Annotated in this window: 20 protein-coding genes; 14 read left to right on the top strand and 6 right to left on the bottom strand. The window is 69.7% G+C overall.

Translation table 11 applies throughout. The features are described from left to right. The first annotated feature begins 4 nt into the window (after positions 1 to 4). Together ACIBTX_RS10650 and ACIBTX_RS10645 are read left to right on the top strand one after the other, a co-directional pair. Positions 5 to 928 carry an AEC family transporter gene (locus ACIBTX_RS10650; protein WP_396832366.1) on the top strand — a complete coding sequence of 308 codons (924 nt, stop codon included), beginning with the start codon at positions 5 to 7 and terminating at the stop codon, positions 926 to 928. Positions 929 to 1,011: 83 nt separating this feature from the next. Continuing rightward, positions 1,012 to 1,587: a hypothetical protein gene (locus ACIBTX_RS10645; RefSeq protein ID WP_396832365.1), complete on the top strand. Its 576-nt coding sequence runs from the start codon at positions 1,012 to 1,014 to the stop codon at positions 1,585 to 1,587. 71 nt (positions 1,588 to 1,658) lie between these two features. Here the strand turns inward: ACIBTX_RS10645 and ACIBTX_RS10640 are convergent, their stop codons facing one another. The 4 genes from ACIBTX_RS10640 to ACIBTX_RS10625 form a co-directional block, all read right to left on the bottom strand. After that, positions 1,659 to 2,681 (bottom strand): hypothetical protein, encoded by a 1,023-nt coding sequence (locus tag ACIBTX_RS10640; protein WP_396832364.1) that lies wholly within the window; start codon positions 2,679 to 2,681, stop codon positions 1,659 to 1,661. Positions 2,682 to 2,863: 182 nt separating this feature from the next. Next, entirely contained in the window at positions 2,864 to 4,417 is a 1,554-nt protein-coding gene (locus tag ACIBTX_RS10635; protein ID WP_396832363.1) for a chitinase, read from the bottom strand. A gap of 148 nt (positions 4,418 to 4,565) precedes the next feature. Next, a complete protein-coding gene (locus ACIBTX_RS10630) occupies positions 4,566 to 5,030 on the bottom strand; it encodes a hypothetical protein (protein WP_396832362.1) in 465 nt (154 codons plus the stop codon). Beyond that, complete coding sequence (locus ACIBTX_RS10625) at positions 5,027 to 5,428, bottom strand: DUF6069 family protein (RefSeq protein WP_357124968.1); 402 nt, start codon at positions 5,426 to 5,428, stop codon at positions 5,027 to 5,029. The genes ACIBTX_RS10630 and ACIBTX_RS10625 overlap by 4 nt, the downstream gene beginning before the upstream one ends. 191 nt (positions 5,429 to 5,619) lie before the next feature. On the opposite strand from ACIBTX_RS10625, the gene ACIBTX_RS10620 reads away from it, so the two are divergent. The 3 genes from ACIBTX_RS10620 to ACIBTX_RS10610 all read left to right on the top strand — a co-directional run bounded on the left by ACIBTX_RS10620 (position 5,620) and on the right by ACIBTX_RS10610 (position 8,776). Then, entirely contained in the window at positions 5,620 to 6,720 is a 1,101-nt protein-coding gene (locus tag ACIBTX_RS10620) for a sensor histidine kinase (RefSeq protein WP_396832361.1), read from the top strand. Continuing rightward, positions 6,708 to 7,370 carry a response regulator transcription factor gene (locus ACIBTX_RS10615; protein ID WP_357392471.1) on the top strand — a complete coding sequence of 221 codons (663 nt, stop codon included), beginning with the start codon at positions 6,708 to 6,710 and terminating at the stop codon, positions 7,368 to 7,370. The genes ACIBTX_RS10620 and ACIBTX_RS10615 overlap by 13 nt, the downstream gene beginning before the upstream one ends. A 275-nt stretch (positions 7,371 to 7,645) precedes the next feature. Next, on the top strand, positions 7,646 to 8,776 hold the full coding sequence (locus ACIBTX_RS10610; RefSeq protein ID WP_357392470.1) for a hypothetical protein: 1,131 nt from the start codon (positions 7,646 to 7,648) through the stop codon (positions 8,774 to 8,776). A 28-nt stretch (positions 8,777 to 8,804) separates the two neighbouring features. Here the strand turns inward: ACIBTX_RS10610 and ACIBTX_RS10605 are convergent, their stop codons facing one another. After that, positions 8,805 to 9,647 carry an aldo/keto reductase gene (locus tag ACIBTX_RS10605; protein ID WP_396832360.1) on the bottom strand — a complete coding sequence of 281 codons (843 nt, stop codon included), beginning with the start codon at positions 9,645 to 9,647 and terminating at the stop codon, positions 8,805 to 8,807. Positions 9,648 to 9,872: 225 nt separating this feature from the next. On the opposite strand from ACIBTX_RS10605, the gene ACIBTX_RS10600 reads away from it, so the two are divergent. From ACIBTX_RS10600 to ACIBTX_RS10585, 4 genes are all read left to right on the top strand, one after another. Continuing rightward, positions 9,873 to 10,454 carry a type 1 glutamine amidotransferase domain-containing protein gene (locus ACIBTX_RS10600; RefSeq protein WP_363660542.1) on the top strand — a complete coding sequence of 194 codons (582 nt, stop codon included), beginning with the start codon at positions 9,873 to 9,875 and terminating at the stop codon, positions 10,452 to 10,454. Between the two features lie 408 nt (positions 10,455 to 10,862). Next, positions 10,863 to 11,783 (top strand): SRPBCC family protein, encoded by a 921-nt coding sequence (locus tag ACIBTX_RS10595; RefSeq protein WP_396832359.1) that lies wholly within the window; start codon positions 10,863 to 10,865, stop codon positions 11,781 to 11,783. Further along, entirely contained in the window at positions 11,780 to 12,955 is a 1,176-nt protein-coding gene (locus ACIBTX_RS10590) for a zinc-dependent alcohol dehydrogenase (RefSeq protein ID WP_396832358.1), read from the top strand. The genes ACIBTX_RS10595 and ACIBTX_RS10590 overlap by 4 nt, the downstream gene beginning before the upstream one ends. A 150-nt stretch (positions 12,956 to 13,105) precedes the next feature. Further along, a complete protein-coding gene (locus ACIBTX_RS10585) occupies positions 13,106 to 13,735 on the top strand; it encodes a TMEM175 family protein (RefSeq protein ID WP_363660545.1) in 630 nt (209 codons plus the stop codon). Between the two features lie 204 nt (positions 13,736 to 13,939). Here the strand turns inward: ACIBTX_RS10585 and ACIBTX_RS10580 are convergent, their stop codons facing one another. After that, the gene (locus tag ACIBTX_RS10580) at positions 13,940 to 15,220 is read right to left on the bottom strand and encodes an FUSC family protein (protein ID WP_396832357.1); all 1,281 of its coding nucleotides are present in this window, start codon (positions 15,218 to 15,220) and stop codon (positions 13,940 to 13,942) included. A 46-nt stretch (positions 15,221 to 15,266) separates the two neighbouring features. Between ACIBTX_RS10580 and ACIBTX_RS10575 the strand changes: the two genes are divergently transcribed. The 5 genes from ACIBTX_RS10575 to ACIBTX_RS10555 all read left to right on the top strand — a co-directional run bounded on the left by ACIBTX_RS10575 (position 15,267) and on the right by ACIBTX_RS10555 (position 20,537). Beyond that, entirely contained in the window at positions 15,267 to 15,581 is a 315-nt protein-coding gene (locus tag ACIBTX_RS10575; protein ID WP_396832356.1) for a DUF4253 domain-containing protein, read from the top strand. A gap of 202 nt (positions 15,582 to 15,783) precedes the next feature. Next, the gene (locus ACIBTX_RS10570; protein WP_396832355.1) at positions 15,784 to 16,575 is read left to right on the top strand and encodes an SCO2525 family SAM-dependent methyltransferase; all 792 of its coding nucleotides are present in this window, start codon (positions 15,784 to 15,786) and stop codon (positions 16,573 to 16,575) included. Between the two features lie 234 nt (positions 16,576 to 16,809). Then, a complete protein-coding gene (locus ACIBTX_RS10565) occupies positions 16,810 to 18,645 on the top strand; it encodes an SCO2524 family protein (RefSeq protein WP_396832354.1) in 1,836 nt (611 codons plus the stop codon). Beyond that, positions 18,646 to 19,575, top strand: a complete 930-nt coding sequence (locus ACIBTX_RS10560; protein ID WP_355047832.1) for an SCO2523 family variant P-loop protein — start codon at positions 18,646 to 18,648, stop codon at positions 19,573 to 19,575. Further along, a complete protein-coding gene (locus ACIBTX_RS10555) occupies positions 19,560 to 20,537 on the top strand; it encodes an SCO2522 family protein (RefSeq protein ID WP_355047831.1) in 978 nt (325 codons plus the stop codon). The genes ACIBTX_RS10560 and ACIBTX_RS10555 overlap by 16 nt, the downstream gene beginning before the upstream one ends. The last annotated feature ends 5 nt before the right edge of the window (positions 20,538 to 20,542 follow it).

Here is a 20,542-nt window from a genome sequence, read left to right as displayed (position 1 = left end):
TCGGATGAGCCTGGTGTCGGCGTTCGTACCGATCTGGATCCTCACCGCGGTCGGCTACGGGGCCTGTCGCCTGGGCCTGCTGGGTGAGGCGGTGGCGACGGTGCTCGGCCGGTTCGTGTTCCACCTCGCGATGCCGTCCGCCCTGTTCCTGGCCCTGTCCCGAATGCCACTCTCCGGGTTCGCCGGCCGCTCGCTGCTCGCCTTCGGGATGAGCACTGCCGCGGTCGTCGGGTTCGGCTGGGTCGGCGCGAGTCGGCTGTTCGGTCGCATGCCCGGCGAACGGCCGATCTGGGGCATGGCCGCCGGTTACGTGAACTCGGCGAACCTCGGCATTCCGATCGCGACACAGGTGCTCGGCAACGTGTCGTTCCTGGCGGAGGTGGTACTGCTACAGGTGCTGGTGGTGACGCCCGTGGTCCTGATCGCCCTGGACCGGCACAGCGACCCGGCCGGGCGGGTACGGGTCCGCCGTATCGCTTCCCTACCGGTACGCAACCCGGTGATCCTGGCGTCGCTGCTCGGTGTGGCGTGCTCGGCCGCCGACCTGCGCCTGCCGTCGGCAGCCGACGCGTCGCTCGCCCTGCTGGCGGGCGCCGCGGTTCCGGCCGCCCTGGTCGCGCTCGGCGCGTCGCTGCACCGCCCGGCGGGGGCGCGGGCAGAGCCGGCCGACCTGTCCGAGCTGGCCGTGCTCGCCACGCTGAAGCTCGTCGCGCAGCCGGTGATCGCGTACGTGGCCGGGCTGGCCCTGCACCTGTCCGCGCCGCAGTTGCTCGCCGTGGTGGTGTGCGCGGGCCTGCCGACAGCGCAGAACACGTTCATCTTCGGCCAGGAGTACGGCGTCGGCGAGACCATCGCCAACCGGGCGGTCGTCGTGACCACGACCCTGTCGCTGGGCACGCTGGCCGCGACGGCGACGCTGCTCGGATAGGCCTGGGGGGGGTACGTGTACCCAGGAGGGGCTGAGTATGCCTGCCGATCCATCGCTCGCCGACGATGCGCAGGATGGTTCGCATGCGAAGGACACTGATGGTGATGACGGCCATGATCCTGGGGCTGGTCTCGGTGAGCGGGCCGGCGGCGGCGCAGCAGCGGCCACGGGGAATCCCTGACCGGGTCATGTTGCAGCCGGACGATCTCGGCGGAGCCGTGCCGGGGCCGGTGGAGGACGGGCTCGTGTGGCCGCTGCTACCCCAGCCGTGCGCGGACACGCCCGTGCCCGGGCCCGTCGTGAGCCGCACCCAGGCGGCCGATCTGGGTACCCGCTTCCGGATCTACGAGAACGTCGCCCGGTACCGCGGCGATGGCGCACACGCGTACCTCACCGAACTGAAGGCGCAGCTCGCCCGGTGCGGGGTGGGTGGCGACGAGGAGGGCTTCGACCCGGTCGCCGAGGACCACCTCGGGCCGGACTCGGTGCTGTTCCTCGGCACCTACGACGAAGGCGACCGCTACGTCGGCTATGTCGCCGCCGCGGTCGGCCACTACGTGGTGGTGGTCATGATGTCGGACTCGTACCTGGGTGCGGCTGACCTGACCACGTTGAACGGCCTGGCGAACGCCGCGCGGCACCGGGTGGCCGCGGCTTGACGCGATCGGAGGCCGGCCCTCTTGGGAAGGGTCGGCCTCCGGTCGGTACACAGGTCGCGGCGGCGACCATGTCAGCAGTCGGTCCAGCGCGCCGGGAGCAGTCGGGTGCCGCCGTTGACCGACCCGACGACGAGGCCGTCGTCGGCGATTCCCCAGCCGATGATGATTTGGACGCCCGGGATGGCGCCGGGCAGGGTGACGAGCCGGCCGTCGTGATCGACGGCCCGGTCGCCGAGCACCGTGCCCTGACTGTTGACGCCCTGCGGCGACACCAGCGCCGGGTGCACGGCGGCGGCCACGCCGGTGCGCAGATCCCAGCGCACCAGGGTGCTCTCCTCGTCCTCGCTGCCGGTGCCGAAGCGGCCAACCGCCCAGTTGCCCCGGGCCGCGTAGACCCACGCCCACCGGGCGCCGGGCACGGTGAGTCGATCGGTCGTCCCGTCGGGATGGCGTACCCAGCCGAATACGGGGGTGCCGCCGACGATGGTGCCGTCGTCGAAGATCTCCGTCGTGCCAGAGTTGGACGGGGCGTCGATCACCTCGACAGTGCCCGGCCGGTCGGCGGGCCAGAGCAGCGGCAGAGCCGTCTCGGTCTCCTCGACGGCGCCGCTGCCTACGATGTCACCGCGCGAGTTGATGCTCTGCGCCGAGACGTTGGCGACCACTGGCGGGACGGGTAGCCACTCCAGCCGCCCCTGCACATAGCGCCAGGGGCGGTAGACGTCGCCGACGTAGGCACTGCCGACGGCGACACCGTACCGGTTGATGCTCTCGACCTGCGGCGTCGCTGGAACGTCGACGACGGTGAGGCGGGGCTGGTTCCACACCCCGGGCCGGGTGGCCCAGAGCAGCAGCAGCGGCTGCCGATCCTCGCCATCGATCCGATAGCCGGTGCCGGCGATGAATCGACCGGTCGGGTCGACCACCCGAGCGTCGCCATTCAGGTCCGCTGGTAGGGGCAGTGGTCGTAGCGTGCAGGCCGACACGGTTCGCGCCCGCGGCCCGGCCGTGGCGACGCCGGGCAGGCCGAGCGTTGCGATGAGGACGCCAGCGGTCAGACCGGCCAGGAAACCTTTACCAACAACCCGGGTCATCTCTGCCTCCAGCGACGCGCGGTGGTGATGTGCTCACACCAAAGCACGCCGACGTCGCCACCGGAAGTGCTCCGCCGGCAGCTGTGCAGGCGGCCGGTTCGGGGTTGCTGTGCCAGGTCGCGGCCCGGTCCGGATCGACCGGGCCGCGATCCTGATCCCGGCTGATTGCGCCCGTCTCGCGGTCAGGGCAGCGCCTTGAGGAACGGGCCGTGGTTCAGCCGGAATTCCCAGGAGTAGTACCGGTCCCAGTTGATCGACCAGGTCATGAGCCCTCGGAAGTTGGGGTTGGTTCCGCTGCGCGGGGTGTACGCGCCACAGTTCTGGCCTCGAACCAGGCAGGTCACCGCCTGCTGCACGCCCGCCGGGGCGAGGTAGCCGTTGCCGGCGCTGGTAGAGGAGGGCGCGCCGAACGCGACCTGGTCCTCGCGCAGTGCGGGGAAGACCGCGTTGGCGTTGCCGGCCACGGGGAAGCCGGCCAGCAGCATGTCGGTCATCGCGATGTGGAAGTCGGCGCTGCCCATGGTGTGGTACTGACCATCGAGCCCGACGATGGGACCGGAGTTGTAGTCCTGGACGTGCAGGACGGTGAGGATGTCCCGCAGCGCGTAGATCACCGGCAGGTACGACCCGGCCCTGGGATCCTGGCCACCCCAGGGGCCGGAGCCGTAGAACTGGTAGCCGAGCTGCACGAAGAACGTCTCCGGGGCCATCGTGAGCACGAAGCCGCTTCCGTAGCGCTGTTGGAGCTCGCGGATCGCCGAGATCAGGTTCACCACGACCGGGGTGGTCGGGTTGCGGAAGTCGGTGTCGCCGGTGTTGAGGTAGAGGGAGTGGCCCTCGAAGTCGATGTCCAGGCCGTTGAGGCCGTACCGGTCGATGATCGCCGACACCGAGCGGACGAACGTGTCACGGGCGGCGGTCGTGGTGAGCTGCACCTGCCCGTTCTGACCGCCGATGGACAGCAGCACCTTCTTGCCCTGCTGCTGCTTGGCGCGGATCGCCGCCGTGAACTGGGCCTCGGTCTCCACACTGGGGCACTCGGCAACCGGGCAGAGTTGGAAGCGGATGTCGCCGGAGGTGACGGAGGTGGGTTCGCCGAAGGCGAGGTTGACGATGTCCCAGTCGTCGGGCACGTCGGCCATCCGCAGGTATCCGGCGCCGTTGGCGAAGCTGGCGTGCAGGTAGCCGATCAGCGCGTGCTTCGGCAACCCCGTGTTCGGCGGCGGGCTCGTGGGCGGTGTGGTGGTCGGCGGCGGTGTCGTGGGTGGCGCGGTGGTCGGCGGTGTCGTGGTCGGGGGTGCGGTGGTCGGCGGTGTCGTGGTGGGGGGTGCGCCACCACCGCACGCGGCACCGTTGAGTGTGCAGTCGACGGGCGAGCCGGAGCCGGTGGCCAGGAAGCCGAACGACGCCGACGCGCCGGGGGCCAGGGCGCCGTTCCACGAGCGGTTGGTGAAGGTGTGCCGCTGCCCGATGCTGCTGACGGTGGCGTCCCAGTACGAGCCGAGGGTGGTGCCGGTCGGCAGGGTGAAGGCCACCTGCCAGCCGGTCATCGTGCTCGACCCGCCGTTGGTGATGGTGTAGCGACCCTCCCAGCCGGTACCCCAGTCGGACGTCTTGCTGAAGACCGCCGTCGGGCCGGCGGCCAGGGCCGGGTAAGCGAAGGTCAGGGTCGCCGCGGCGGCGGAGACCAGGGCTGCCAGGGCAGCCAGCAACGGTGTACGTGATCTGCGCGCCATCCGGTCCTCCCGAGGGGTGCCCGGCCGAGGGATATCGACGGGAGGCTAATTATTAGGTTTGTTAACTGAAGATGTCCAGGGGTGGCCGGACTACGCGAACTGAAACCATCGGTCCGCTTCCCGGTAGCCGTGACGGCGCTCGGCCCCGTCACCCACTCCCCCCACTGGCGGCCGCCATCATGATCAGGGTGCGCCTCCGCCGTCGACTCATCAGTGCGAAGCAGGCGGTGAGCACCACCAGCTCCACCTCGGCCCACTCGCCAGTGACGTCGACGCGGATCGGCCCGCCCAGTGGGCCGGGGAGGCGCACGACGATGCGGTTCCCGTCGCGGACCAGCTCACCTCCGCCATGACCGGCCTTCCAGCGGGTCACCCCGCCGGGCCCTGGCACATGCGACCGGTCCGGGTCGAGCCGCACCGGCACGCCGTGCTGACCCTGGGCGGTGAAACCGGTGCGTCGGCGGCCGGTCGGTTCGACCGTCCAGCGGCCGGTGCCGGTGCGGATCTCGCCGCACCGCCAGGTCCAGCCGGTACGCAGCGAGGCACGCGGCCCGGTCGAACCGGAGTCGAGGACGAAGGCCCCGTCCTGTTTGCGTACGGTCAACGCGGTCATCGCTTCGCTCCTTCCGGACGCGGCCGGGGCAGGCCGAGGAGGAGGATGAGGCCGACGCTCAGGTGCAGCAGCGCGAGGGTCGCCTTCGCTCCCCCGCCGACACCACTGGGTGGGCCGACCACGAGCGAGAGCAGCAGGACCACGACCGCCACCGAGGTCCACCAGACGTGGGCGCGGTTGGTGAAGCGGTGCAGCGCCGCGAGCAGCGCCCAGCCCGCCAGTGCCGCGACCGTGGTCGCCCCGATGACCGCGCCCATCGTGACCTGCCGGGTCGAGCCACCGGAGCGGACCGCCAGGTCTACGCCGGCCACCGAGCGCAGGAGCGCGAACTCGGCCACCGCCACTACGACCGCACCGGCCGCCACCGCGGCTTGTCGAAGGAGAGGGTTGTTCGTCATGGCCTGAGTCTGCGGACCGGGCCGGGCCGGACACGTCGGTCCAGACGCCACGACGGGTACGTCCTCCGGTGACCCGGCGTACTACCAAAGGAGGTGGTCCGGCGCGTGGCGAGCCCAGTAGCCTGCGCGATGTGGATGCCGCGGCGTGCGAGGTCAGGCGGCCGAGGACGTGGCGTTCCGTCCCGGCGGGCGTGACGACCCTGGCGGTCGGCGTCCTCGTCGCGACCATGCTCTGGTCCGCCACCCGATCCAGCTCGGCCGGTCTGGCCGCCCTCGACGTCGCGCTGGCGGTGACCGCCCTGGTCCTCGTACCGGTGGTCCTGCGCCACCCGCGGGTCGGTGGCGTGCTGGCCGGTCTGCTCGTCGCGCTGTCTGCGGTGGCCACGCCGGTGGCCAGCTTCGCGGTGCTCTTCACCGCCCGCAACCGGCCGTTTCGGCAGGCCGCGGTGGTGGCGGCGGTCGGCGTGGCGGGTGAGGCGGTGCAGGCGCTCTGGCGGCCGGTACCCAGCCTGCCGTTCGGCTGGCGGCTGGTGCTGATGTCGGTCGCGTACGCCGCCCTGCTCGGCTGGGGCACCTGGGCGCAGGCCCGGCACGCGTTGCTGGCGGCGCTGCGGGAGCGGGCCCGGCGGGCCGAGCAGGAGCAGGAACGGCGGGTTGGCGAGGCACGCGCGGCGGAGCGCAGCCGAATCGCGCGGGAGATGCACGATGTGCTGGCCCACCGGTTGTCCCTGCTGGCGGCTGCCGCCGGTGCGATGGAGTACCGGCCGGACGCGCCGCCCGAGCGGCTCAGCGCCGCCGCGGGGGTGATCCGAGCGAGCGCGCACCACGCCCTCGACGAGCTACGCGAGGTCATCACCCTGCTGCGCAACGACGACACCGATGCGCCGACCGACGCGCCACCCGGACAGACCCTCGCCGACCTGCCCCGCCTGGTCGACGAGGCGCGGGCCGCCGGGCAACAGATCGAGGTCCACGACCCGCTCGGCCCACCGGCCGAGATTCCGCCGCCGGTGGGCCGCACCGCCTACCGCATCGCGCAGGAGGCACTGACGAACGCCCGCAAGCACGCCGCCGGGCAGCCGGTCCGGCTGGTGCTCGGTGGGGCGCCCGGCTCCGGGCTGAGCATCGCCGTGAGCAACCCGACCACTCCGGACAGCGGTGCCACCGACAGCGCCGGCACCGGCCTGATCGGCCTCGCCGAACGCGCCGCGCTCACCGGCGGTCGCGTCGCCCACCACGTCGACGCCGCAGGCCGGTTCCACCTCACCGCGTGGCTGCCATGGCCGACGTGACCCCGCCGATCCGGGTCGTCATCGTCGACGACGACCCTCTCGTACGGGGAATGCTCACGCTGATGCTCGACGGCGCCGACGGGATCGCCGTCGTGGGCGAGGCCGCCGACGGCGCCACGGCGATCACCGCGGTGGACCGGCACCTGCCCGACGTGGTGCTGATGGACATCAGGATGCCCGGCGTCAACGGCATCACCGCCACCGAGCGCCTGCGCCGCCGCCACCGACCACCCGAGATCATCGTGCTCACCACGTTCGACACCGACGAGCACGTGCTACGAGCCCTGCGCGCGGGCGCGAGCGGCTTCCTCCTCAAGGACACCCCGCCCGAGCAGATCAGCCAAGCGGTACGCGCGGTGGCCGCCGGCAACCCGATGCTGTCTCCGGGCGTGACCCGCCGCCTCATGCAGCGGGTCGCCTCCGACGCCGAGTCGTACGATCGGGCGAACAACCGATTGGCCCTGCTCACACCCCGGGAACGCGACGTCGTGCTGGCCATCGCGCAGGGCCGCTCCAACGCCGAGATCGCCGGCGAGCTGCTGATGAGCGTGACGACGGTGAAGGCCCACGTCTCGCACATCCTGACCAAGCTGGATCTTGACAACCGTACCCAGATCGCCCTGCTCGCCCACGACGGCCGGCTCCTGTGACCCACCTCGTCGGCGGAGGCAGGGTGGCGGCCGGCCTTCGGGACGACTCAACCCAGCGAATCCGCTGCACCCTTCGGCATGGTCTTCTAGGCTGCGTGGGCGGGCCGTCCGGTTCGAGCAGGCGTCGTGTCGACGCGGTACGAATCGTCGGGGCGCCGCCCTCGGCGGCCTGGCTCCACCACCATGTCAGTCGGCAAGGGATCTGCCGTGACGACGCCTCAACGCCCCCGGCACTCGCCGTCGGCGCCGAGCCCGACCACCGGTGAGGAGCAGCGGTGACCCAGAGCGAACGACAGGGCCCGGAGATCGTCGTGGGACTGGTAGCAACCCCACCGGATCACCCCGCCCGGGTCGCCGCGCGGCTCACTTCGGAGCTGGCCAGAGGGCTCACCGAGCGGGTGAGCGCGGACGTGCGGTGGACCGTCCGGGAGGGTTGGGGGGAGGTGGTGCCGCGCCGCGACGGCGGCGCCGAAGCGTTGCTCGATGATCTTGCTAGGCGGCGCGCGGACGACCAGTGGGACGTCGCCATCTGCCTGACCGACCTGCCACTGCATGCCGAGCGGGCGCCCCTGGTCGCGCAGACGTCCGGCCAACGTCACATCGGGGTCATCTCCCTGCCCGCGCTGGGACTGCGTCAGATGCACTCGGTCCGCGCAGCCGTTCCGGATCTCGTGGGCCGGCTGCTGGCCGACGCCTCCGACCACCGGATACCGCCGGCCGAGCGGGCACCGGCAGAGACGAAACGGCGTGTTCCCGCCGTCCATCGAGTGATCGGCGGGGCCGACTCCGGCGAGCGGCGTTACCTCGCCTCGGGGCTGATCGGCCGAGTTCGCCTGTTGACCGGCATGGTCCGAGCCAACCGACCTGGACGTGCACTGCTGGGCCTGTCCAAATTGCTGGTCGGCGCGTTCGGCACGGCTGCGTTCGCGCTCACCACGGACACCATCTGGCAGATGGGCGATGCCCTCGGCGGACTCCGGCTCACGGTGATCATGGTGCTCGGGTTGACCGCGTTGGTGGCCTGGTTGATCGTTGCGCACGACCTGTGGGAGAGACCGAGCCGCGAGACGCCGGTTGAGCTGGCACGGCTCTTCAACCTGGGTACGGTCCTCACTCTCACTCTGGCCACCACGGTGTCCTACGTGGTGCTGTTCGTGGGTACGGTGCTCGTCGGGGCGCTGTTGATCGACACATCCGTGCTGGAACAGGTTCTGCAGCGCCCGGTGAATGCCGGTGATTATCTGGCGCTCGCCTGGATCACCAGCTCACTGGCCACTGTCGGCGGCGCCATCGGCTCGGGGCTGGAGAACGAGCAGACGGTACGAGCTGCCGCCTACGGCTATCACCCCCAACCCGGCGGCTGGCGGGACGAGAAGGGCGGGGAGCGGTCCCACACCGGAAGATAGTCGCGCCGGCAGAATCAACCGACCGGCCCTACAACATCTCCAACGGCTGCGGGCCAGCAGGTGGCGGGAACGCCACGTCGAGTGCCCTGATGTCTTCCTCGGTCAGGTGCAGGTCGCGCGCTTCCGCATTCTCCCGGGTGTGTTCCGAGTTGGACGATCGGGGAATGGCCGCGACCATCTCCTGCCTCAGCACCCAGGCCAACGCGACCTGGGCGGGCGTCGCCCCGTGCCGGGCGGCGACCTCCGTGACCTGGTCGTGGCCGAGTACCCGCCCCTGCTCGATCGGGGAGTACGCCATCACCGGGATCCGGTGTTCACGTAGCCACGGCAGCAGGTCGTACTCAGGACCTCGCCGGGTCAGGTTGTAGAGGATCTGGTTGGTCGCGCAATCGTTCCCACCCGCGTCGAGTAGCTCGGTCATGTTGGAGAGGTCGAAGTTACTCACGCCCCACTGCCCGATGTCGCCGGCTTCGACGAGTTCGGCGAACGCTTCGATCGTCTCGGTGAGTGGATGGCTGCCGCGCCAGTGCAGCAGATAGAGGTCGATGTGGTCGACGCCGAGTCGCTGCAGGCTGCGGCGGCAGGCCTGCACGGTCCCCTGCCGGCTCGCGTTCGACGGCAGCACCTTGTCGACCAGGAACACGTCATCGCGTCGTCCGACAACGGCCTCGCCGACAAGCTCCTCGGAAGCACCGTCGCCGTACATCTCCGCGGTGTCGATCAAGGTCATGCCCAGGTCCAGGCCAGTACGCAGTGCGGATATCTCCGCCCCGCGTCGCTCCGGGCGTTCACCCAGGTACCACGTGCCCTGGCCGAGCACGGGCATGGTCTGGCCCGACGGCAGTGGGAGGGAGGCGGTAGGGAGAGTCATGTCGGCCTTTCCGGGTCCTCGGCGCCAGTGGTTCAGTCCGTTACCCGCATCGGCAGGAAGCAGTCCCGCCCTTCGTCCGCGCTCTGTCTGATCGGCGAGCGGGTCACCCCGTCCGCCCTCGATCGGCGATCGGCGCTGTTTCCCGGTTCCCACACCGGGAAGGCGACCGCGAGCGCAACGATGCGCCGCCGACGGGGCGGCGCCACGAGGGAGAGGCCACCCAAGATGGCGCAGAGCCAGCAGCCACTGACCGGCAAACGAGTCGCTTGCCTCGCCGCCGACGGGGTGGAGGACGTGGAGTACACCCAGTCCCGGGCCGCCGCCGAGCAGGCGGGTGCCGAGGTCCACCTGATCTCCTTGAACTCCGGCGAGATCCAGTCGATGAACCAGGACATCGACCCGGCCAACCGCTATCGGGTGGACCGGACCGTCAACGAGGCCAATGCGGCCGACTACGACGCCCTGCTGCTGCCGGGCGGGACGGTCAACCCCGACCGGCTCCGGATGAACCCGCAGGCCATGGACTTCGTCCGGGCGTTCTTCCAGCAACAGAAGCCGGTGGCGGCGATCTGCCACGGCCCCTGGTCGTTGGTCGAGACCGGCATGGTCAACGGTCGGACCGTCACCTCCTTCCCCAGTCTGCGAACCGACATCCGCAACGCGGGCGGAAACTGGGTCGACCAACAGGTACAGGTCGACAACGGCCTGGTCACCAGCCGCAACCCCAATGACCTGCCGGCCTTCTGCGCCAAGATGGTCGAGGTGTTCGCCCAGGGCGAGAACGTCCGCAAGATGGCGACGGCCTGACCCGGCGAGCTCGGAGTCCGGAGGATCAGGACCCGACCTGAGCCCGCACCGCGGCGGCGCTTCGCCGGTCGAAGCGCCGCCGCGGTGAAGCTCGTGGACCCCCATCCGGATACGGGCGCTTGACCGGGGTCGACGACGTGGCCGTACCGCTGCTGGCGGTCGCGGCCGGTACGCCGTGCTGAGCAGCGGGACAGGGATCACCTCCGTTCCGCGACCGATGCACGGATTGAGGTGGTTTCCGAGGGGTATTCGGGCCTCTACGGGTCTCGTCCCGGACTTGCATGAGCCGGAATGGCTCGGCCGGGCTGCGACCGGATACGGAGGCTACCCGTGACTCAACTAGCAACCCGAGAGGCTGCGCAGGCCAGGCAGGAAGACGTGCGACGGCGAGGACGCCGGCTCGGCTGGATGAGTCTCGGTCTGGGTGTGGCACAGCTCGCGGCACCGGACACGGTGCGCCGGATCAGCGGGGTGGACGACTCCTCGACATCCCGGACCGTGGTGCCGCTTGTCGGGGCGCGGGAGTTGGTCCACGCGGCCGGCCTCCTGGCGAGCCGGCGCAAGGGCATCTGGGCGTGGACCCGGGTCGCGGGCGACGCGATGGACCTGGCGTCTCTCGGGGTGGCCATCGCCCACCGCAGCGGGCACCGCCGGCGTCGCCTCGTCGGTGTCACTGGCGCCATCGTCGGGATCACTGTGGTGGACCTGCTGACCGCAGTGCAGGCCACCCGTGCCAGGAAGACCGGTTCGGCGCCAGCGGTACGAGGCTCACGCGAAGGAGGATCCATGGAGCTGACAGCCACGACAACCATTCGCAAACCTGCGCCCACGGTCTACGCGTTCTGGCGTGACCTGGACAACCTCCCGACGTTCATGGCACACCTCGAGAAGATCCAGGCCACCGGCGACCGTACGAGCCACTGGTCCGCCAGCGCTCCCTTCGGCAAGAACGTCGAGTGGGACGCGGAGATCACCGACGAGACGCCCGGCGAGAAGATCGCGTGGCGGTCCACCGGCAACGCCGACGTGCCGAACGCCGGCACGGTCCGGTTCGTCCCTGCCCCGGATGGTTCCAGCACCGAGGTGCACGTCGTCATGTCGTACGACGTCCCGGGCGGCGCGGTCGGCAAGGCGGTCGCCAGGTACTTCGGTGAGGAACCGCACCAGCAGCTCGACGACGACCTGCGCCGGCTCAAGCAGGTGCTGGAGACCGGGCAGGTGGTCCGGTCCGAGGGTGCCCCGTGGGGCAAGCGGGCCCGCAAGGAGTTCCCGCAGCGTCCGGCGCAGCCGCTGTCGGATTCCGAGTTCGCGAAGGGGGCAGGCGAGTGAGGGCGAACACCTGGGCCGGCCGCAACAAGGTCAAGGTCCGTGACGTGCCAGACCCGAAGATCCTGAACGACCGGGACGCCATCGTACGGATCACCTCCACCGCCATCTGCGGCTCGGACCTGCACCTGCTCGATGGGTACGTGCCCACGATGCAGGACGGCGACGTCATGGGTCACGAGTTCATGGGCGAGGTGATCGAGGTCGGCCGGGGCGTCGACCCAGGCCGGCTGCGCGTCGGCGATCGGGTCGTGGTGCCGTTCCCGATCGCGTGCGGCGCGTGCGGCGCCTGCGCCGCCGAACTGTACTCCTGCTGCGAGAACTCCAACCCCAACGCCGGGATCGCCGAGAAGATGTTCGGCCACCCGGTCGCCGGGATCTTCGGCTACTCCCATTTGACCGGCGGGTTCGCCGGCGGTCAGGCGCAGTACGCGAGGGTGCCGTTCGCCGACGTCGGCCCCCTGAAGATCGAGTCCGACCTCACCGACGAACAGGTGCTGTTCCTGTCCGACATCCTCCCCACCGGCTACATGGGCGCCGACATGTGCGACATCCAGCCCACCGACGTCGTCGCCGTGTGGGGCGCCGGCCCGGTCGGGCAGTTCGCGATGGACAGCGCCCGTGCGCTCGGCGCCGCGAAGGTCATCGCCATCGACAAGGAGCCGTACCGGCTGCAGATGGCCGAGCGGGCAGGCCACACGCCGGTGAACTTCGAGGAGGTGGACGTGCGGTCCCGGCTGTTGGAGCTGACCGGCGGACGTGGGCCGGACAAGTGCATCGACGCGGTCGGCATGGAATCCACCCACGGTGCCACGCACGTGAACGCGTACGACCGGGTTAAGCAGGCGGTCCGGTCGGAGACCGAACGCCCGCACGCGCTGCGCCAGGCGATCCTGTCCTGCCGCAGCGGCGGCATCGTGTCGGTCATCGGCGTGTACGGCGGCTTCCTCGACAAGTTCCCGGCTGGGGCGTGGATGAACCGGGCGCTGACCCTGCGTACCGGTCAATGCCACGTGCAGCGCTACATGAAACCGCTGCTACAGCGCATCGAACGGGGGGAGATCGACCCGACCCGGGTCATCACCCACACCCTGCCGCTCGACCAGGCAGAACGCGGCTTCGAGATTTTCAAGAACAAGCAGGACAACTGCGAGAAGGTCGTCCTCAAACCCTGACGACCACCCGCATCCGGCCACCGCGACGCGCCTGGTGGCCGGATGCGACGTCCGGATGTCCGGCCGTTTGCCCCGAAGGACCGCGGGTAGCCGCAGTTGGTGAGTGGGCCAGACGCAGACCTAGGCACCCGGTCAGACACCAGCCGCGCGGTGGCGTTCAGCGACGCCATATTCGCCATCATCATCACGTTGCTGGTCCTGGACCTTCGGGTACCGGACGTTCCCCCTGGCCGCCTCCTGCGTGGCCTGCTCGACCAGTGGCCCTCGTACGTCGCGTACCTGGCGTCCTACTCCTATGTGGCCGTTGTCTGGCTCAACCACAAGGCGGCGTTCAACCGCATTCAACAGGCCGATCGCGGCCTGCACTTCGTGAACCTGTTCGTGCTGTTCAGCACGGCGCTGCTGCCATTCCCGACCATCGTCGTGTCAGATGCGCTGCAGGAACACAACAACGCCGACCAGCGCGTGGCTGTCGCCTTCTACGCGCTGATCGGCGCGTTGCTGTGCGCGACGTGGCTGGCGTTCTACCACTACCTGGCCCGGAACCCCGACCTGCTGAAGGATCAGGTCAAGGACGACTTCTTTCGCGTCGAGCGAGTCCGTGCCCTCACCGGGGTCGTCCTGTACGTCCTCGCGGGACTGGTCGGCTACCTGGTTGCTCCCCTGATCGGCCTGGCCGTCTTTCTCCTTCTGCCCGTCTTCTACGCCATCACCAGCGCCGGCCTGTACCAGTCGCGCCTGACCCGGGGTATGACCCGCCGTCCTCGGCCACCGACCTGAGGGCGGACGGACGAGCCGCCGTTTCACCCCGACAGCGGCGGGTACTCGCCGAGGACCTACGCGGCTTGGTGTCCGGGCCCACAAGACCGCAACGCCGCCGGTCGTCACAGCCCGAGGAGTGCGGCAGCCCGGGGATGAGTACGACGAGCGAAGGTGAGGAGGCCGGCCACCTGGGCAGGCAGGTGCGTCATGCCCTCCGCCGCCTCAGGGGCTCTCGCCGAAACGTTCCCGCGTGAGCCGGTTGGCTGTCTCCGGATCGAGACCGCTGGCGCGGAGCAGGTCACTCGCCACGACCCGCGTCTGGGTGACCAGGGTCTGACTGAACCGGCCGGTGGCACCATCGACGGCCCGGCGGGCGCTGTGCATGGCCGCCAGGGCCGTCGCTCGCGCCAGCCGCGGTTCACGTCCCGACACGCGTTCGGCCCGCAGGCGCTCGTTGGCGTCGGCGAGTTGCCTGAGTGTCGTGGTCAGCTCGGACGGAACCGCCTCGTCGTACTGCAAGACGGTCGCCGAGGTACGCGCCAGATCCTGCGCGTCGCCGATCACCCGCTGGGCATGCTCGGCGAAGTGGGCAAACTGTTCCACGTCGTCTCGCCGGTGCCATCTCACCGGTGCCAGACTCACCACCTCCCTCGCCCCGTCGAGCGCCTGTGACAAGCGCGCGAGATCCGGTCCCGAGGCCCGCAGGCGCTGCAGGGACGCGATGGCCTGCTCAGCGTCACGTTCGTTCAACGCGGTCGCGATGGTCCGTAGTTCCGCGCTGGTCAGCTGGACGATCGGCGTGGCCGCCCGGTCGAGAACGCGCATCGGGTTGACCGGGAAGAGCAGTGTGACCACCAGCAGCCCCACCGCCCCACCGATGAGGGCATCCAGGATTCTGGGCCACTCGAGATTGGGATCCACCGGCGACAGGGTCGTGACCACGACGGCGGAAGCACCGGCCTGGGCCACGATCGCACCGCTGCCACCGGAGAGCACCAGCGCGATCGCGATCGCGATACCCACCGCTAAACCGATCTGCACCGGTCGCGGACCGACGGTATAGAGCAGACCGTCCCCGATGAGGATTCCGAGTACCACGCCGACCAGCGACTGGACGGTTCGTCGGACCCGCTGGCCGATTGCCGCGACGATCGTTCCGACCGCCGCGGACGGAGCGAACACCGGCGCAGGAATACCCAACAGGTCGTGTCCGATGAACCAGGACAACGCTGCGGCCAACGCCGCCTGGACCGTGATCACCAGGATGACGTGCGTCAGGTGCAGCCGCACCCGCCACCCCCGACGCCCACGCTGGCGAGCCTGCTCTGCCGCCTGCCGCACCTCGCTCGCCACGGCGTCGACACCGGAGTGCGGATCGGGCGAACGCTCCTGGGCACCACTCATGCGGGTAACTACCCGAAGCAGCGACAAACAAGTCAGCGACAAGTGCCAGCTGGCTCGCCCGTGTCCCGCACCGCAGCTCCAGTCGACCGAACGGGCCACGGGCCCAGTGCGGAGTTAGACACCACCTGTAAAGCATCCTAGGAGGATGCGTCGGGCCCCTCCAACCACATGCCGTTCGCCACGGGTTTCGGTGCGGGATCACCAACGAGACTGTGGCCTCTGCTCGTACTCGACGCTGACCGCGATGACGACCCGTTCTGCGTCGACGTCGAGTACGACCAGATCAGCACCGCCGAGCAGCACGACAGCGACGCGTTCCTCGCCGAGTGCTGGCGGGCGGGTGACCGCCGAACACTTCGCCTTCTGCCCGGACAACATCTGGCAGAGCAACACCGACACCTTCCGCACGTACGCCGAATCAGTCATGGGCGTGAACTGCTGGAGTTTCTGGTGGGACTGATGGCGAAGGCTGCTGCCCGCACGTGCCGGCCTTCATCGCGCGGCCGGCATGGCACCGGACCACCGTCCTGTCGTCGTCACTTCGGGCGGACGGCGGGCTTCCTGCACTTGTGAGCGCGCACCACCATCGATACATAATGGGCTGTGTACTGAGCGCCGCTTCAACGACCAATGTGATCCGCCGACCCGATGGAGGCCCGTCCATGGCGTTGACCCCGGCGGCTGGGGGCGGTTGCGGCGAGTCGACGCCACGTTCGCCGATTCAGTCGCCGAGGCCGGTCAATTCCGACGTCGAGTGGGACAGCTTCGACCCGCAGGCGTATGTCCGGCACAACTACGCGGATCTGCGGCCTGACGATCGGGAGATCCTGTGCCGCATCCGGGACTTCTTCGGCGAGGCGAAGCTCTCCGACGCGCGGTGCGTCGACGTGGGGTCGGGGGCAAATCTCTACCCGGCGATGTCGCTGCTACCGTTCGCGAAGGCCGTCGACCTGTGTGAATGGTCGGCGGCAAACGTGAACTGGCTGCGCACGCAGGTCGACAGTTACGACGAGCTCTGGGACCCGTACTGGCAGGTGTGCGCGGAGCACCCGGCGTACGCGGCACTGGCGGACCCGCGGCGACGACTGGCGCAGGTGGGCCGGGTGGTGCGGGCCAGCGTCTTCACCCTGCCGAGGCACGCCTGGAACGCCGGGACGATGTTCTTCGTGGCCTGCTCCATCTCGGCGGACCAGGCCGAGGCCGAGCACGCGATCGGTCGGTTTCTGGACGCGCTGCGGCCCAGGTCGCCCTTCGCCGTGACGGTCATGCTCGGATCCGTCGGCTACAGCGTCGGTCGGCGCAGGTTCCCGGCCGTGGCCCTGGAGCGCGCCGACGTGGTGGCCACCATCGCGGCGGGCGCGTACGACCTGGACGTCCACGAGGTGCGACCCAAGCCGCCGCTGCGGGACGGATATGTGGGCATGCTGCTGGCCACCGGCCGTACCCGCGGATAGCGCCCGTGCCTGCCGGTGGAATGCGCCGACATCGTGCTGTCGGCGCAACGTGGCGGCGGGACATTGCCCCGCGTCCGATTGGCCGGATTGCCGACACGCGGCCATCGAAGCCTTTCAAGTGCCACTCGACTGGCCCGCTACCATGACGTTGTACGGCACCGTGGATCATCGTGGGCACGGCTATATCAGCGGTTTCAAGTCGACGACTACAACAGACGGCGGTGGATCATGCGGATGCAGCCGCGCCAGGAGATCCTCGACATCTGGCGGGCTACGGTTCGCAGTTGCTGGACGAACGGTGAATGGCACTGGGGTGGCCGAAGTGGTAGCAACTCGATCAGCGACGCGGAGCAACTACTGACCCTGCTGCTTCCCGCGGCCAAGGTCCCCGTGCTGTCACTCGACGACCCGGACCGCGCCGACGAAGAGGTGATCGAGGCGCTCAGCCCGCTCGGCGGCGCGATCGAGATTCCCCGCCGGCTGGTCAGCGTGATGATCGACTATTTCCGGCGGTACACCGACGACGCCGGTACCCCGATCTTCGGCGGCGGCAGTTACCTCACCCCGTTGGAGGGCGGTCCGGAGCTCACCGAGGAGCAGCGCTCCCTGGACATCGTCGACTCCTTCGCGGTGTCGGTCACCCTCACGTTGGCGACGATCGGTTTCGTCAAGGTCTACCGGGGGTCCACCCAGCGGCGTGACCTGTTGGCGCAACTGGACGAACTGGAGGCCATGGCGAGCGTGCGCCTCACGGCGGCGATGGTCGGCCTGCTCCGCAGCTTCAGCACCTTCGTCTTCACCTCCACCGACGAGTACGGCATTCGTCTGTGCGACATGGTCAATCAGGACGAGCTGCCCCGCCGCGAGCTGGTGGCGGCGCTGCGCGAGCAGTTGCGGGACACCATGGCGAGCCTGCGTAGCGTGGTCCTCGGTTCGGGTCGGGTGACGGAGGACCTGGACAACAGCGAGATGCTGTTCGAGTGCGGCTGGTCGTGGGGGCTCATCTCCGGGACCGATGAGGTTCCGACCACCGAGCCGATCGGCCGGCAGCGTGAGGGCTCCGCGGAGAACGCCCCCTACCTCTACTTCACCGTGATCGCGATGGACGCCATCGAGGACCTGAACTCCGAACGCACCCGGCTGCTCGGATTGCTCAACGAGGAGCAGCAGCGGCTGTCCCGGGCGCTGCAACTGCGCTGGGAGCTCACCCGGACGTACTGGGCGACGGTGGCGACCTTCGGCAACCGACGACGGTGGCCCATCGAGGACATTCCCTGGCGGACGACCGATGGTGACCGGACCGACTACTACACGCTCCAGACGACGTCGCTCGCCGTGAAGGGTCTGCTCGCCGTCGGGCGCGGCGGTGACGAGGAGCTCGGGCGGATCGCCTCGGTACTGGTGGAGCTGGCGCAGCGGGCGCGGATCACCCGGCGGGCGTCACCCGGCGAGTCGGCGTTGTTCGTGCACGCGCCAGGCAAGCGGGTGACCCTGAACGACGACACGTCAAAGCCGATCATGACCTGGAACGTCAACGAGTTCTCCGTGGTGCTGCTACAGCGGGCGGCCGCCGTCGCCGGTCTGCTGAGCAACGCCCGCCGGCGCAGTGAACTGCTCGAGCTGGCCGACGAGGTGTGGGATCACCTGTTGCTGCGGCGCATCCCGGACGGCCGGCACCAGGGGCTGTGGGACCACGCCAGTGGCGCCTTCCCCGGCCTGGCGCCGAAGCCGGACGCACCCTCCTGGTATTTGACCGTGCGGGTGGCGCAGGCGCTGGTCACCTCCGGTCAACTGCTGTGGGAGCGACCGTTCCCACGAGCCGGCCGGCTGGCCGACTACGCGCAGGATCTCATCGACGAGGCCGAATACCTGTTCGACCGGGAGTTGATGCGCGGCACCTTCGACGGTGAGGCGATGCAGCGCAGCATGCGCAGCATCCGAGCCAGCCTCGGCCGGGCGCAGTTGCTGGTTGACGAGCGTCCCGGCACAGCAGCCGCGCTGGTGAACACGCTTCTGTTGCTCCTCAACGACGTCGCCACCGGGCAGCAGAAGGCCAGCGAGGGGATCTGAATGCTGGTCTTCGTCACGTCGCACAAGGGCGGCACCGGCCGGTCGGTGACCGCGGCGAACATCGCCTATCGCAGCGCGTTGTCCGGTCACCCCACCTGCTACCTGGACTACGACTTCGGCTCGCCGACCGCCGGCATCACGTTCCAGATTCCGCAGGCCGTCAACGGTGTGGAGGGCGCCGGGCCCAACGGTGGCGGCCTGCACCGATATCTACGCGGGGAGATCCCGTCTCCGGAGCAGTTGGACGTGTGGGGCACCTCCGAGCGTGCCAGCCTGCGTCAGCGGCCCATCGGGTCCGGTCCGCTGGTGCTCCTGCCGGGGCAACGCAACGGTAGCGAGTTCGGGTTCACCAACGACATCGCCAAGCGGTGCGCCGAGCTCTTCCTCCGGCTGGAGGAGGAGTTCGACCTGACCCTGGTGGACCTCAGCGCCGGCCGGTCGTACGCCAGTCAGATCGCGCTCGCCGCCACCGCGACCTCGACCCTGCGCAAGGTCGCCGTACGCTGGCTGGTCTTCCACCGGTGGACTCCCCAGCACGTCACCGCGGCGGCGGACCTGGCCTTCGAGGCGGGTGGGATCGTGGCCATGGGCAAGGAGTACGGCCACGAGCCGGAGAGGCTACGGGAGTCGCTGCGCTTCATCCGGACGGCGGTGATCGACTCACGTGGCCCCGAGGTCGGCCATCTCGGCCTCGCCCAGCAGGCCTTCCTGCGCAAGTGCGACGCGGAGCTGTCGGAGCTGGCCCGACGACGGGGTGTCGGACGTACGACACTTCTCGGCGTGGTGCCGCTGGATCCTCTGCTGCAGTGGCGGGAGCAGCTGATCTCCGACCACGACGTGCAATCCAAAATTGCCAACGTCAAGACGGTGGACGCCTTCGTTGACCTGACTGAGAAGCTTTTCGACGAGACGGCATGGGACACCGCGTGATCGGCATGGATGTCAGGTTCCAGGAGGCAGCTGCGGTGCGTCGTACAGAGAGCGTGGCGTACTCGCATCTGTCCGTGGAGCTGGGGCATTTCTACGCGGAGGACTTCGGCGACGGGTGTGAGGAGCTGAGGCGCAAGTTCGAGCGGATCGCGGACTGGTCGGCCGCGATCCCGGCGCTGGCCCGACGCGGGCTGCCCGCATCCCGGGAGCCGCGGATCAGCACCTGCTTCATGTTGGACGACTACTTCCACCGCTTCGGCACCCCCCGCGAGGTGATTCCGCAGGTGCAGAGCGCCGCGGCGGAGCATGGCCTGACCTTGGACTACGTGGCCCGGGAGTCCAGTTTCGCCCGGCACGACGGCGCCGAGCTGGCCCGGTTGGTGGTCGACACACTGGTGGTGGAACCCCCTCGGGGCACCACCGGGAGTCGCCCCCCGTTGAGCGAGTCGGGCTGGCTGTCCAACGGTAAGCGGTCCCCCGGGCACGTCGACGCGCCGGCGATGACCCTGCCGCGTCCGTGGTCTCCGCCGTTGCAGTCCGGCGATCCCCGGCACTCCATCTTCGTCGACATCGAGCTCTGGTCCGACGAGCCGGACGCCCGGGTGTGGGCCTGCGCCCTGCTCGCCTCGGTCTGGCAGATGACCCGGCTCGGCGTGCTACGGCATCGGGGCGAGACGATGACCCAGCCGCGCCAGCTCGTCGGCGAGCTACCGACGGACTGGGACCAGCTGCCGGCGATCGTCCAGCTCAACCCGGCGGCCGCGCCGTTCTGCGCGTATCGCACGCTGACCCTCATGGGCACCGAGTACCTGCCGGTGGAGCTGGCCGTACGGACCATCCTCGGCCAGGTGGCGGTGCCGCCGACGGTCGCGCAGCAGGTCGCCAAACGGGCCGGCGGCGAGGGCCTGCAGCTACCCAGTGAGCTGGTCGACCGGCTGAGCTACGTGTTCATCAGCGACTGAGTGTG

Origin of the sequence: Micromonospora sp. NPDC049359, assembly GCF_044466585.1 — a bacterium.
GTDB lineage: Bacteria > Actinomycetota > Actinomycetes > Mycobacteriales > Micromonosporaceae > Micromonospora.
This window is presented reverse-complemented; position numbering and strand designations above follow the sequence as displayed.